A 13,371-nucleotide genomic window follows, 5' to 3' on the forward strand; every position below is an offset into this window, starting at 1 on the left:
TAATTAATCTAAGTGTTCATATGAATATCAGACAAACTAAGTTGATTATTTTAAAATTGGCAATACTTTTTCAATGGCAGTTCTTTGAGATTCATATTGCTTTGGTAGTTTCAAAGAGTTACCTAATTCTGCTAATGGTTCATCCACATCAAAGCCTGGATTTTCAGTTGCGATTTCAAACAACACACCTCCTGGTTCACGGAAATACAACGAGTGGAAATAATCTCTATCAATTTGAGGCGTAATCTGTAATCCAGCACTCATTATTTTTTCTCTCAATGCCAATTGATCTTCATCATTTTTAACTCTAAAAGCAATATGATGATTTGTTCCAGCAGTATTTATTCCACGTGCAGCATTTGGGTCAACAAGAATATCAATGATATTTGCAGAATCAATATTTTTGCTTTTAAACCTGAAACGATTACCTTCCTGAGCTATTTGATCATAATCCAACAAGTCAGTTAAAACTTTAGCTGTTGGCTCTAATTCTCTCAATGTCAATGTGCTATTATGAAATCCTTTGGTAGCATTATTTTGATCAATTTCCACTGTTGTCCAACCTACTCTTTTGTCATTCTCTTTAGGAACAACAATGGAAAGGCTCAAACCATCCGGATCCAAGAACGGATAATACACTTCACCGAATCTCTCAACTGCTTCTCCTGTCAACACATTATTCTTTCCAAATCGCTCCTGCCAAAACTCGACAGCCCCATCTGGAATTGAATAAGCAATTTCTGTAGCCATACCTGCTCCATTCTTTCCTTTTCCGATTCCTTCCCAAGGGAAGAACGTTAATATAGTTCCTGCATTTCCTTTTTCATCACCATAGTAAAAGTGGTAGGTCCCTGGATCATCAAAGTTTACAGTTTTCTTTACCATCCTTAAACCAAGTACATTGGTATAAAAATCATAATTTCTCTGAGCCAAATTTGCAATCGCTGTGATATGGTGCAATCCTAATACATTATTATTCATTTTTTCTATCCTTTCAATTTTATACAGTTAAAATTTCCTTTTGTTTAATTACTGATACAAAGATGAAGATATTCTGAAGCAAGACCATTGATATATGTTAAGAAGTGACTATGGTAAGTAACTTTGGTTACAAACCAATCAATATCAACTTATTAACTTTAAGGATAACCAATATAAATAGACTTATGGATACACACTATAAGATTGTAATCATTGGAGCTGGTACAGGCGGCATCATGACCGCTGCTCAAATGTTAAAGAAGGACAGAAACTTGGAGATTGCCATAATTGACCCTGCCAAATACCATTATTATCAACCTGCCTGGACTTTGGTGGGCGCTGGGGCATATGATTATAAGAAAACCGAAAAGCCAATGAAACAATTGATTCCAGAAGGTTGTACTTGGATCAAAGATTCTGTAATTGGTTTTGAACCTGAGAACAATATCGTATTGCTGAATAATGGTGAAAAAATAGGATATGACTACCTAATAGTAGCCTGTGGTTTGGTGAATGATTTAAGTTTAATTGAAGGTCTTGAAGTAGCTGTAAATAAAGGTATTGTATGCAGTAATTACATAGACCCAAACTATACTTGGGAATGTATTCAAAATTTCAAAGGCGGCAATGCTATTTTCACTCAACCTACTACCCCAATCAAATGTGGTGGTGCCCCTCAAAAAATCATGTATTTAGCTTGTGATTATTTTAAAAGAAACAATCTTTCTGAGTCGGCCAATGTTACTTTTGCAACTCCTGGAACTGTAATTTTTGGCGTCAAAAAAATCGCAGATACGCTAATGGAGGTAATTAAAAGGTATAATATCGATTTTAAACCTTATTATGCCCCCATTAAAATTGACTCATCCAAGAAAACCATCACCTTTAAAAATTCGGATCCTAAAAATAACGAGTGTATCATCAATCAAGGGGATGGTTCCGACAATCCTCAACCATCAGAGCAATTTATCGAATTACCATTTGATTTACTGCACTTAGCTCCCCCACAAACTGCCCCAAAATTTGTGAAAGAATCCAGTTTGGTGAATGAAACTGGCTGGTTGGATGTGGACATTAATAGTTTGCAGCATAAGAAATACTCAAATATCTTTGGTTTAGGTGATGTGGCTGGACTTCCGACTGCAAAAACAGGAGCCGCTATCCGAAAGCAAGTTCCTGTAGTCATCGATAACATCTTTAAATTGATCGACCAAAAAGATCCAGACAACAAATCTTATGAAGGGTATTCTTCTTGCCCATTAGTAACAGGTTATGGCAAAATGGTTCTCGCCGAATTCAACTATAAAAATGAGTTTATCCCAGATCCAAAATTAAAGCAAATGTTTATTAAAGATAGCAGTAAAGAGCACTGGAGATTATGGTTACTCAAAAAATATATCCTTCCTCACCTATACTGGAATAAAATGATGAAAGGTGAAGAAGTGTAACAAAATACGAGACAAATAGGCTTTACTGATTAAAAAGAGCAAGTATTTGAACAAAAAAGACAATTTGAGGATATTAAATAATGATAATTTGCAGAATCTCTGTTTTTCTAAGGGAACAATTATTATTTTTAGTAACTGATCAAAACCTTTTTACCTAATGCCTCTTAAATCAGGATTTATATTATTTGTATTATTTATAGTTTTCAACTGTAGTCAAGCTCAGGAGAGACCTTATAATGTTTTAATGATATTAGTCGATGATTTGCGGCCGACTTTGGGAACTTATTCTGATAAACATGCAATCAGCCCAAATATTGACAATTGGGCAAAAGACGCCATGGTATTTGAGCGTGCTTATTCAAATCAAGCCGTTTGTGTTGCTTCAAGGTACAACCTTTTATTAGGGTCGAGGTCCACAAGTACAGGTTTATATGATTTTGGCAGGGCATTTCGAGATTCGTATCCTGAAGCCCTTACGCTCCCTGAATTATTCAAAAACAATGGTTTTTATACGGCTGCTATAGGAAAAGTTTTTCATGTCGGCCATAACACCTATAATGATGAACAGTCATGGTCAGTTCCACATTGGCATGACAAAGTGATAGAATATGCTAATCCTGACCATCATCATGAAACTCGCGAAGAAGCTCTATTTGCCAATAAAAGCTGGGGCGAAGCCAATAAACTTGAGAAAGGTTCTGCTTGGGAGAGGCTCGATGTAGCGGATGAAGCCTACGCTGATGGCCGTGTTGCCAATGAGGCTGTAAATAGATTGGATGAACTTAGAAGCAATCAAAAACCTTTTTTCCTTGCAGTTGGATTTGCAAGACCACATTTACCTTTCACTGTTCCAAAAAAATATTGGGACTTGTATGCCCCTCAAGACCTTCCTTTTCCTAATAATCAAAAGAACCCTTTGAATGCTCCTTATGTGGCAGTTAAAAGAGATGGTGAAATTTCACAATATAGCGAAATCCCACTAGCAGCTGAAAGTGACCCCTTCCCTGCGGAATTGACAAGAACCTTAATACATGGCTATTATGCCGGGGTAAGTTATGTAGATGTTCAAATAGGAAAAGTCCTTAAGCACTTAAAAGAAACCGGTTTGGATAAAAACACAATTGTAGTACTTTGGGGAGATCATGGTTATTTGTTGGGAGAAATGGGTATGTGGACCAAACATGTAAATTACGAATTGGCCAACCGCATTCCATTGATTATCAAACATCCTAAAATGCAGAAGGGCTTCCACAGTGAGAGTCTTATAGAAACAGTAGACCTATATCCTACTTTGGCGACCCTTGCAAAAATAGCTATTCCAAGTACGCAGCAAAAAATCGATGGATTAAGTTATGACAAGTATATCCTTCATCCAGATAAAGAAATAAGGGAAACGGTTTATCACTGTTTTCCTAGAGAAGGAAAATTAGGTCGTGCAATTCGCAACAAAGACTTTAGACTGATAGCTTGGCAAAGTATAAAAGCAACTGAACCCGCAGTGTACGAGCTATATAGTTATAAAGATGGATTGGTTGAAACAGAAAATATTTGGAGAGAAGACCATCCTGAATTTTTAAAATTGAAAAAAGTTTTGGATGCCGAACCAGCACCATTACCTATTAGACCAGAATCTAAACCCAAAAAATAATAAATAAACAAGAATATGATGAAGAAAACGATTGCAATCGCTTGCTTACTTGCTGCTACATTTTCTGAAGGAAATGCTCAAAACTGGGCACCGGTTAAGGATAAGATCCTTACACCATGGGCTGAACAAGTAACGCCTCAAAATGCACACCGAGAGTATCCTAGACCTCAATTGGCGAGGAAAAACAATTGGCAAAACTTGAACGGTTTATGGAAATACAAGATTACCAACAAAGATCAAAAAGACATTCCTTCTTCTTGGGATGGTGACATCTTGGTTCCATTTGCGGTTGAATCTGCACTTTCAGGAGTAGCAAAAAGAGTTACTAAAGATGACGCACTATGGTATAACAACAAGATCACCATAGACAAAAAGCTCAATAAAGGCAGGGTTTTATTGAATTTCGGTGCTGTTGATTGGGAATGTGACATCTATGTAAATGGAAAGCATGTTGGAAATCATCAAGGAGGATTTGATCCATTCAGTTTTGATATTACAGATGCCATAAAAAAAGGTAAAACACAAGATATCGCCATCCGTGTATGGGATCCTACATCTGACGGACCTCAACCTAGGGGAAAACAGATCAACAACCCACACGGAATTTGGTACACGCCAGTATCCGGAATTTGGCAAACTGTATGGTTAGAATCAGTTCCTGAAACTCATATTGTAAGGACAAAACAGACTCCAGATGTTGACAATTCTGCTTTGAAGGTGTCAACAGAATTATCATCAGCAAAAGCAGGTGATGAAATTTTGGTGGAGGCCTATGATAATAACAACAAAATTGCAGAGGTTAAAGCCAATGCTGGTGAAGAAGCTCAACTGAAAATCAGCAACCCTCAATTATGGTCTCCAGATTCACCAAAGCTTTATGATCTTAAAGTTAAAGTACTGAGAAAGGGTAAAGTTATAGACGAGGCAGATTCCTATTTTGCTATGCGCAAAATCACGTTGAAAAAAGATGCAAAAGGTATCCAAAGGATGTACTTGAACGATAAATTTGTTTTCCATTATGGACCATTAGACCAAGGGTGGTGGCCAGATGGTTTGCATACTGCTCCTTCTGATGAAGCTTTAAAATTTGATGTGGTTAAAACCAAAGAAATGGGCTTTAACATGATCAGAAAGCACATTAAAGTAGAACCTGCAAGATGGTACAGACATTGTGATAGTTTAGGAGTTTTGGTATGGCAAGATATGCCGAGTGGGGATTTAGGCGGTAATATTTGGGATATGAATCCTGGAAAAATTCGCGCTGGTAAACATGATAAAGACCGTACTCCAGAATCTGAAGCTATCTACAGAAAAGAGTGGAAAGCTATTATGTCGACTTTACACAACTTCCCTTCTATTGTTGTTTGGGTTCCATTCAATGAAGCTTGGGGACAGTTTAAATCTAAAGAAATAGTGGATTGGACTATCCAAAATGATCCTTCAAGAATTGTTAATGGAGCATCTGGCGGTAATTTTGGAGCACCTGGACATATTTTTGACATTCACAATTATCCTGACGCAGCGATGCCTAGCCCAGAAATTTATGGAAGTCAATATGTATTGGCTTTAGGTGAATATGGTGGACTAGGATTACCGGTTGAAGGCCATACTTGGCAACAAAAAGATAATTGGGGTTACCAATCGTTCAAAAATGCAGAAGAATTGAAAAAGAGATACAACGAAGTTGTAACTGATCTTAGCAACTTAATACCATTAGGTCTGTCTGCAGGTGTATACACCCAAACTACTGATGTGGAAATAGAAACAAATGGATTGATGACTTATGACAGAAAGGTTATCAAAATTCCTGCAAATGAATTAAAAGAAATTCACGATAAGCTGTATAATAACGCTAGTCAAGTTAAGTAAAATAAAAATGGGCAGGTAAAACTGCCCATTTTTATTTTTGTTATTTACTCAAAGTTCAGTATTAGTACCTCACTTTCAAAGCTATTTTACCTAATTCATCTAGTTCCTCTTGAGAAGTAAAGAAAGATCTTCCGCCTTTTGACAACACTTCCCAAGCAATAGTTGAAACGATATCATCAACAACACCAGGTTCTTTTGAATCCTCAGCTAAATCAAATGTTCTATCGGAAGTCATCTTAACAGGTTGCTCAAAATCTTGATTTACGATTAGCAAATCACCGCGACCATCTATAGCTGCTTGATAAATATCCTGTAAATCTGTCAGAACCTGTCCAGAAGATACGGCTTGTTTTAATTCGCCTATTGCTACTCCACGTTCTTCTTTTTGAATCTCTTTAATTGATTCAAACGCTTGTTTAGCCATATTATCTGCTTCCGAAGCATCATAATTTTTATTGTCATGGCCAATATACATTTTAGGGATATCAGCTACTTCCATCAGCATAGCATAGTTGGGTTCAGTACAGATTACCACAACATCTAAGTCATTGGAGTTATGAACAGCAACAGTTGCTTTGTCAATCTGATTGAAATATTCTTTTAGACGATTTTCAATCTTTTTAGTGTCGGAACCTGATACTTCCAATGGATTTGCGTCAAAAGGGAAATCATCGTTAGTAATTTCTTTTTCAATGGAATCATTTAATGCTTGATATAAATGAGCACCACCTTGAGCCAACGATAAAATCATGTATTCCTTGCTTCTATTCAAAGCCTTGATCAAAGGTTTTACTGCAAAATTATCATCAATAAATACACCTTCCGTGTCAACAGGCCATGGAGATGGGACGATTTCGTCTGTATCTTTAGAAATAAATATATGCAAGCTATCCATCAACTGCAATCCTTCCAAACGTTCAGGAAGCTCGGCAATCTTTTCTAAAATCTCCTCAGATTCTCTCTTCCCAAATTCTTCAATAACCCTGTTTTCAGCCTCTTTGGTAAGATTTTTTAAATTGATACCATTTTTCTCCCTATCTGGGAAAGTTTTATAAGTATTGTATGAAATAGTGATGCTAGGAGATTCATTTTTTTGTGTCAATGAATCAATAATATCTTTTAGTGCCATAAAAATTTTGTGTATAATTTTATATTAATCTTCAATAATATAACAGAAACACAGCGATTTAGTTTTGAAAATTAATGTCTCTCCATTGTAAAACCATGAATTCAACTGCTTCATACAGCAGGAATGCGAAACCCACTTGAAATAAACATTCCTATATTTGCATAAAATTCAAAAATGTGAAAGAGAAAAAAAGGAATTGGCTTCAAAGGCAACTTTTTGAAATAAGAGAGACTATTTTTCCAGAGGATGCAAATGACACAAAAGCTCAGAGAAGAAGTAAACAGGTTGGTTGGGTAATGTTTTTAATATTGATGTCATGTGGACTTACAGCTATGTTAATCGCCGTGTCATTCGCGCACTAGCGTTATTTTTAATAGATCCATTTTTTGTGTTTTATTGTTTATGCTGGATAATTATTCGCTATTTTAGAATATCAGGCAATCCCATTCCCTACCTCAATGATTGGTTAACCGACATTGTTTTTATACCACTTATTGCGGATTTTTCTTATTGTTTGGGGTTATTTATTTTAAGGTTAGAGCATGGTTTTAAATATTCATTAAAGCAACTGTTCCTTTTGGCATTTTTAACTTCCATATTTTTTGAAGTTTTAAGCCCAATGTTTACGGATTATAATACAGCTGATTTTATGGATGCCATCTGTTATTTTCTAGGAGCATGTTTTTTTTATTATATACATCAACCTTATTTGAATAAGAAAATATACAAATACAAAAAACAATTATTTTAAAAGCAACTTAAAATATCCTAACCGTTTATCCTCTTCAAATCCAAAATAAGTATTCCTAAAATAAAGCTCTTGATCTGAATACCAAAAGATATCCTTTAAAGTACACAGGTCAAAACCTTCCTCCGTTAGATGAATTGGTATTCTAGCAAGCACATTATAGGTATCCCCAATTTTTTCCTGAATAAAATAATCGGAGCATTCTTGACCTGGAAACCAACCATTTAATCTGTATTTCTTGCTTGGAGAATATTGGATGTACTGGGGATTTCCGACCTCCATAATATCTATGGACCCATTCTTAAGATCGATAGCGTAATCTGATGTATGTCCACCTTCAAAAAGAACTATATTTTCAGTTGGATAATATCGAACAAACCCTACATACGCAAAATCTTGATTGGACTCAATTTTCAGGGTTTCACCAGAGTCCGCAACGATATAAGAAATATTGGCCCCCTCTTTTAGGGTATCTACCGAATGAGAATCCATGTCGTAGTCGCCAAACTTAACCTTTCCTTTTAACAGTTCTTTAGCTTTTACAAAATCTTCAACATAGACCAAGGTATCTTCATTTACTATTGAGGTTGGTTTATTCTCCATAAACGCTGAAGAATCTATTTTATAGATAGCAATGGTATCATTTTCAAAAATAGCTGTATCAACTTTTACTGTTGTGGAATCAGCAATTTCTGGTGTACTATTTTTTGTTTTTACCTGTTGACATCCTTGCAGGATTAATACAAAGATTAATAAATGGATTGTTTTCATAAAAAATTATAAGTTACCATCTTCCTCCAGCGCCGCCGCCTCCTGAGGATCCGCCACCAAAGCTTCCACCCCCACCACCGGAAGAACCTCCACTAGATGACCCACTGCCGTCACTAGAACTCTTGGTCTTTTTAGGGATGGTAAATATATCAATAACATTCCTATAACTGCAGTTGAGGCATTTTTCTATAGTTTCGCCTGTACCGGTAGCAGTATATGTTGGATTCTTAACTGTTTTATTGATTTTCTCTAAAGTCATATAATGACATTCTGGACATTCTGTAAATCTCTTCTTTATATCCCAAGGAATCAATTGGATTTTGTTTGTTTTTGTGTTTCGCCAAATCTCATATTTCCTGGCTCCGACTTTCTCCTCTTTAATATTCCCTTGATCCAAATAACTGCTTGTCTCTTTCTTGTTTGAGGTTCTCTTAATCCTTTCCCATTCCCCAGATTGATCAGGTGGAGTAAACCTTTTTTTATTCTTAATGGTCTTATTGAAAATCCATCCTAATCCAAATAATGATAATGGAGCTATAATTGAGGGAATTATAGCATAGGCAGAAAACTTCTTTAAAGCTAATTCTTTATCTTTTTCATCCACATAACTTTTATTAATAACTTCCTGTGTGTCAAATATTTTTGCAGATAAAATCAATCCTCCAAGAACAAACGCGAAATAAGGTAGATTTTTAAGTTGATACACCTTTTCCAAATTATTAAACAAGAATGCAAAAATGAAAAGCGTAATAAACATGAGTAATAACATACATCCCAATCCAAAAAAAATCGGGGCAATAGGTCTTAATTTCTTTTTAGGGCTTTTTAATTTCTTACCTATTAGGTGTATATAGACATAAAGGGCCAAAAAAAAACCTACAACCAATAAAGTATTTTTCAAGATTGGATTTTTCCAACTGAAAAACGGCATAGCTTCAGGCATCATCCGCTCCAATTCTTTAATGGAGTCTGGAGATTTTAAAATTTGTGCTATAAATTCACTAGCCTCTAAAACCCCTCTATCGTAATCTTCATTTTTGAAATTTGGCACTAAAAACTTTTCTCCTACTCGTTTTAAATAGGCATCGGGAAATATAGACTCCATTCCATAACCTGAAATAAATCTGTACATTCTTTTATTTTTGGCTATAAACAAAAGCAATCCATTGTTGGTCTCGCTTTTACCAATCCCCCATTTATTAAACAAATCATATGCAAATTGAAAGTCGTCGTCTCCCTCAAAATCATCTACAATAACAAGGGCATATTCCGAACCAGTTGTTTTATCAATATCCAACGATATACTGTCTAGGATAGCAACTGTAGCCTCATCTAATATATGGTCGGGATTACTGACATAATAATCTTGCCCAGCTGCCTTCGGGCTTGGAACTTGGTCTACTGTATAGATCTTTTGTGCTTTCAGGCATGGCACAAAAAATAGCATGAAACCTATTAGTAAAATTACACGGTTTATTTTGTTTAGATTGATCATTATACAATTCATCAGTAATATGTCTTAGAAAGCATGATTAAATTTAAGAAAATAATACATGCTATTATCTAAGATATATTAGTTCATATATATAATGTAGATAAACATTCTGTCATGTAAAACCTGACATATATTAAGAAATTGTAATTAATTGGTTACTAATCAGGTATTAACATTACCATTACAGTTTCTTGACAGAAGAAAATAGAAATGGTCTGTAATTTGAGAATTGTAGTTTATGACAAAATTGCTAAAAATATTAATCATCTTAGGATTGATTATAGGTATAACGTGGTTTGTATGGGAAAGGATAAAACCTGGGCCAACGAAAGAAACTAGACACCAGGTTTTGGTTGAAAAAATCGAAGCTATGGGTAAACTAGAATTAGTGAAGTATAGACTGAGTGATGTGGTCGAGCATAAAAACATGACAGCTTATCTTCCTGATGCAAGTGTATTATTAATAATAAAAGCAGATGCTGTTGGTTGTATTGACTTGAGCAAGTTGACTCCTGAAGATGTTAAAGTAATGGAGGATTCAGTTACCATTAACCTTCCAAAACCTGAAATATGCTATGTTAAGATAGATCACAAATCATCTAAGGTCTATGATACCAAGATGGCTTTCTTCAGAGAAGCTACTTTGGTAGACGAGGCATTTAAGGCTGCGGAAGAGGAAATCACTAGACAGGTGAATAAATCCGATATCCTAGAACAAACCAAAAATAATGCTACCCATGTACTTAGGCCATTGTTGGAAGGACTTGGGTACACCAAAATAAACCTAACATTTGATTAGTAATCTATGAAGGATCTAGAAAAAAAGAATGTATTTAAGGTCTATGATATTGTTGGGGATTGGTTTTTTGAAAACAGAAGCCAATCCCTTATGGAAAAAGACCATCTCGACTCATTGATATCAAAACTGCCTGCAAATGCAAGAATCCTAGATCTAGGTTGTGGAACAGGAAAACCAATCTATGAATATTTAATCCATAAAAAATTCAAAGTCGTCGGAGTTGATGCAAGTGAAAAAATGATTGGTATTGCTAAAAAGAATTTTCCTTCAGGGGAATTCTATGTACAGGATATGAGAGAATTGGCTTTAAATCAAAAATTTGATGCTATTATTGCTTGGCATAGCTTTTTTCATCTTCAGCAACCTGATCAAATAGAAATGTTCTCTAAGTTCAAGGAATTACTTTTTCCAAACGGGTTGCTATTACTAACTACTGGAACTGAAAAAACTGAAGTTTGGTCAGAAATCAATGGTAAGCAACTCTATCATTCATCTCTTTCCACAGAAGATTATAATGAATTGCTGAAAAAGAACAATTTTGAATTGATCAACTATACCGCCAATGATGTTCATTGTGGTGGTGCAACAGTATGGCTTGCCAAATATTTACCCTAAACTTCATGAAACCTTACTTTCTTCATGTTTGGCAAGAAATAAGCCATAATACCAATCAAAGGTAAATAGGAACAAACCAGGTAAATATTTTCTAAGGATGTATGATCTGCCCAATATCCTAAAAAGGCAGCCCCTAGACCTCCCATTCCAAAGGCAAATCCATAAAATAATCCTGACACCATCCCCAATTTTCTTGGAAGCAGCTCCTGAGCATAAACTAAAATGGATGGAAATGCAGATGCCATAATTAAACCAATAATAAATACCAATATTCCAGTCCAGAACAAACTAGCAAATGGCAACAACAAAGTAAATGGAGCACAGCCTAATACCGAGAACCAAATAATATATTTTCTACCCAAATAATCTCCAAGGAATCCTCCAAATAATGTTCCTAACGCAATGGCAATCAAGAAATAAAACAGATATACTTGGGCTTGAACATCAGTAATAGCAAATTTTTCCATCATATAGAACTGCAGATAACTTGTAATACTAGCTATATATACATATTTAGAAAAAATAAGCAGCAATAGAATAAATATGGAGAAGTTAATTGTAGTATTTGATAGGTCAGGTACCTTAATAAGCTTTTTAGTTTGTCCTTTTACAGATTCCAAAACTTGTTTGTACCAAGATGCAATATAGCCCAGAACAAACTGAGCAACAATTGCAATAATTAAAAACCATAGAATATAGCGTTGCCCATGGGGAAGGACAAACAGTGCAAGTAATAATGGTGCTAGCGCCGAGCCAGTATTTCCACCGATTTGAAATATAGACTGAGCCAAGCTTCTTTTCCCACCAGAAGAAAGAAATGCAACCCTCGAAGATTCAGGATGAAAAATGGATGAACCAATTCCAACCATGGTAACCGAGAATAACACCGAATAATAATTATTGGAATAGGCAAGCGCGATAATACCAATAATACTGAAGAACATAGCAAAAATTTGAGAATAAGGCTTTGGATTTTTGTCTGTATATGCACCTACAATCGGTTGCAGCAAGGATGAAGATAATTGAAAACAAAACGTAATTACCCCAATCTGCGCAAAACTTAAATGAAAGTTTTCTTTGAGTAAAGGATATGATGCCGGGATGATGGCCTGAATCATATCATTGGATAGATGGGCTATGGCTATAGCAATTAGTATGGAATACGAAGTTTTGGTTTGATCAAATGAAAAAGTCTTTTGTGGCATAAAATGATAAATAAATTATTTGCTGACTGCAATTATTAAACATCAAAAGTATATCCAGACAATAAATTATTATTGGGAGGGTAAACTAAAACTGAGACAAATGTAAGCCTTAAAATATCGTTAACAAATAAATCAAAGGCTAATTTTAGCTTTAGTAAAAAACATTACGGTAATGTTACAATAAATTAACAATAACCAAAAAAGGCACACCTTGCAGTGTACCTTTTTGGTGTCTATTAGAAAATTATTTCTTCAAGGCGGGCTCAATATCATTGTATACTGCCATATATTTAAAGCCTTCTTTGGAACCATCAGGTATAACATCTCCTTCAACCATCGCCTTGACTCCTCCTTCCTTATTAGGAACCTCAAACACTTTGGAAATCTTTACATGTGAACCTGCTGGAATTTCTGCCTTCAGCTCTGCATTTGGAACTGAACTCTCTCTTGATAAAAAATACCCTGATTTTCCACCATCGGAATGCGTGTAATGATAATAAAACAATGGTCCATTGGTGATGAAAATATTATTTGCAATATCAGCATATTTAGGATCCTTTGTCATATCACCTTTCTGACCTGTACAGGATGCTATCATAAACAAGCCGAACACAATAGCAATTAACTTCAAATTTCTAATTTTCATAATGTATTTTATTAATT

At 35.2% G+C, this 13,371-nt stretch carries 12 protein-coding genes; 6 read left to right on the forward strand and 6 right to left on the reverse strand.

Features of this window, described 5'->3' with window-relative positions; all coding sequences use genetic code 11:
• Positions 1–45 precede the first annotated feature (45 nt).
• The gene (locus tag CRT24_RS15985) at positions 46–981 is read right to left on the reverse strand and encodes a ring-cleaving dioxygenase (RefSeq protein ID WP_099372188.1); all 936 of its coding nucleotides are present in this window, start codon (positions 979–981) and stop codon (positions 46–48) included.
• Between the two features lie 185 nt (positions 982–1,166).
• Between CRT24_RS15985 and CRT24_RS15990 the strand changes: the two genes are divergently transcribed.
• The 3 genes from CRT24_RS15990 to CRT24_RS16000 all read left to right on the forward strand — a co-directional run bounded on the left by CRT24_RS15990 (position 1,167) and on the right by CRT24_RS16000 (position 5,946).
• Positions 1,167–2,429 (forward strand): FAD/NAD(P)-binding oxidoreductase, encoded by a 1,263-nt coding sequence (locus CRT24_RS15990; protein WP_099372346.1) that lies wholly within the window; start codon positions 1,167–1,169, stop codon positions 2,427–2,429.
• A gap of 244 nt (positions 2,430–2,673) precedes the next feature.
• The gene (locus tag CRT24_RS15995) at positions 2,674–4,077 is read left to right on the forward strand and encodes a sulfatase (protein WP_257214066.1); all 1,404 of its coding nucleotides are present in this window, start codon (positions 2,674–2,676) and stop codon (positions 4,075–4,077) included.
• Between the two features lie 15 nt (positions 4,078–4,092).
• Positions 4,093–5,946: a glycoside hydrolase family 2 protein gene (locus CRT24_RS16000; protein ID WP_218962651.1), complete on the forward strand. Its 1,854-nt coding sequence runs from the start codon at positions 4,093–4,095 to the stop codon at positions 5,944–5,946.
• Between the two features lie 61 nt (positions 5,947–6,007).
• Here the strand turns inward: CRT24_RS16000 and CRT24_RS16005 are convergent, their stop codons facing one another.
• Positions 6,008–7,075: a hypothetical protein gene (locus CRT24_RS16005; protein WP_099372191.1), complete on the reverse strand. Its 1,068-nt coding sequence runs from the start codon at positions 7,073–7,075 to the stop codon at positions 6,008–6,010.
• A gap of 316 nt (positions 7,076–7,391) precedes the next feature.
• Here CRT24_RS16005 and CRT24_RS20725 point away from each other — a divergent pair, with 316 nt between their 5' ends.
• Entirely contained in the window at positions 7,392–7,826 is a 435-nt protein-coding gene (locus CRT24_RS20725) for a hypothetical protein (protein ID WP_144034600.1), read from the forward strand.
• On the opposite strand, the gene CRT24_RS16020 is transcribed toward CRT24_RS20725, so the two are convergent.
• Positions 7,818–8,594, reverse strand: a complete 777-nt coding sequence (locus CRT24_RS16020; RefSeq protein ID WP_099372194.1) for a hypothetical protein — start codon at positions 8,592–8,594, stop codon at positions 7,818–7,820. The two genes, CRT24_RS20725 and CRT24_RS16020, sit on opposite strands and share 9 nt — an antisense overlap.
• Before the next feature lie 13 nt (positions 8,595–8,607).
• The gene (locus CRT24_RS16025) at positions 8,608–10,041 is read right to left on the reverse strand and encodes a YgcG family protein (RefSeq protein ID WP_180269154.1); all 1,434 of its coding nucleotides are present in this window, start codon (positions 10,039–10,041) and stop codon (positions 8,608–8,610) included.
• Positions 10,042–10,327: 286 nt separating this feature from the next.
• Between CRT24_RS16025 and CRT24_RS16030 the strand changes: the two genes are divergently transcribed.
• Together CRT24_RS16030 and CRT24_RS16035 are read left to right on the forward strand one after the other, a co-directional pair.
• Complete coding sequence (locus tag CRT24_RS16030) at positions 10,328–10,888, forward strand: DUF4230 domain-containing protein (protein WP_099372195.1); 561 nt, start codon at positions 10,328–10,330, stop codon at positions 10,886–10,888.
• A 6-nt stretch (positions 10,889–10,894) separates the two neighbouring features.
• Positions 10,895–11,503 carry a trans-aconitate 2-methyltransferase gene (locus CRT24_RS16035; protein WP_099372196.1) on the forward strand — a complete coding sequence of 203 codons (609 nt, stop codon included), beginning with the start codon at positions 10,895–10,897 and terminating at the stop codon, positions 11,501–11,503.
• Here the strand turns inward: CRT24_RS16035 and CRT24_RS16040 are convergent.
• Entirely contained in the window at positions 11,500–12,708 is a 1,209-nt protein-coding gene (locus CRT24_RS16040) for an MFS transporter (protein WP_099372197.1), read from the reverse strand. The two genes, CRT24_RS16035 and CRT24_RS16040, sit on opposite strands and share 4 nt — an antisense overlap.
• A 244-nt stretch (positions 12,709–12,952) precedes the next feature.
• Positions 12,953–13,354 carry a hypothetical protein gene (locus tag CRT24_RS16045; RefSeq protein WP_099372198.1) on the reverse strand — a complete coding sequence of 134 codons (402 nt, stop codon included), beginning with the start codon at positions 13,352–13,354 and terminating at the stop codon, positions 12,953–12,955.
• Positions 13,355–13,371 lie beyond the last annotated feature (17 nt).

It is taken from the genome of Sphingobacterium sp. 1.A.5 (assembly GCF_002734235.1).
Taxonomy (GTDB): domain Bacteria; phylum Bacteroidota; class Bacteroidia; order Sphingobacteriales; family Sphingobacteriaceae; genus Sphingobacterium; species Sphingobacterium daejeonense.

What these genes read in the sequence shown, in the direction of transcription:
- CRT24_RS16025 (WP_180269154.1), bottom strand. Translation starts at nt 10,041, where the DNA reads ATGCTATTTTTTGTGCCATGCCTGAAAGCACAAAAGATCTATACAGTA.
- CRT24_RS20725 (WP_144034600.1), top strand. Translation starts at nt 7,392, where the DNA reads ATGTGGACTTACAGCTATGTTAATCGCCGTGTCATTCGCGCACTAGCG.
- CRT24_RS16005 (WP_099372191.1), bottom strand. Translation starts at nt 7,075, where the DNA reads ATGGCACTAAAAGATATTATTGATTCATTGACACAAAAAAATGAATCT.
- CRT24_RS16040 (WP_099372197.1), bottom strand. Translation starts at nt 12,708, where the DNA reads ATGCCACAAAAGACTTTTTCATTTGATCAAACCAAAACTTCGTATTCC.
- CRT24_RS16000 (WP_218962651.1), top strand. Translation starts at nt 4,093, where the DNA reads ATGATGAAGAAAACGATTGCAATCGCTTGCTTACTTGCTGCTACATTT.
- CRT24_RS15995 (WP_257214066.1), top strand. Translation starts at nt 2,674, where the DNA reads ATGATATTAGTCGATGATTTGCGGCCGACTTTGGGAACTTATTCTGAT.
- CRT24_RS16045 (WP_099372198.1), bottom strand. Translation starts at nt 13,354, where the DNA reads ATGAAAATTAGAAATTTGAAGTTAATTGCTATTGTGTTCGGCTTGTTT.
- CRT24_RS15985 (WP_099372188.1), bottom strand. Translation starts at nt 981, where the DNA reads ATGAATAATAATGTATTAGGATTGCACCATATCACAGCGATTGCAAAT.
- CRT24_RS16030 (WP_099372195.1), top strand. Translation starts at nt 10,328, where the DNA reads ATGACAAAATTGCTAAAAATATTAATCATCTTAGGATTGATTATAGGT.
- CRT24_RS16035 (WP_099372196.1), top strand. Translation starts at nt 10,895, where the DNA reads ATGAAGGATCTAGAAAAAAAGAATGTATTTAAGGTCTATGATATTGTT.
- CRT24_RS16020 (WP_099372194.1), bottom strand. Translation starts at nt 8,594, where the DNA reads ATGAAAACAATCCATTTATTAATCTTTGTATTAATCCTGCAAGGATGT.
- CRT24_RS15990 (WP_099372346.1), top strand. Translation starts at nt 1,167, where the DNA reads ATGGATACACACTATAAGATTGTAATCATTGGAGCTGGTACAGGCGGC.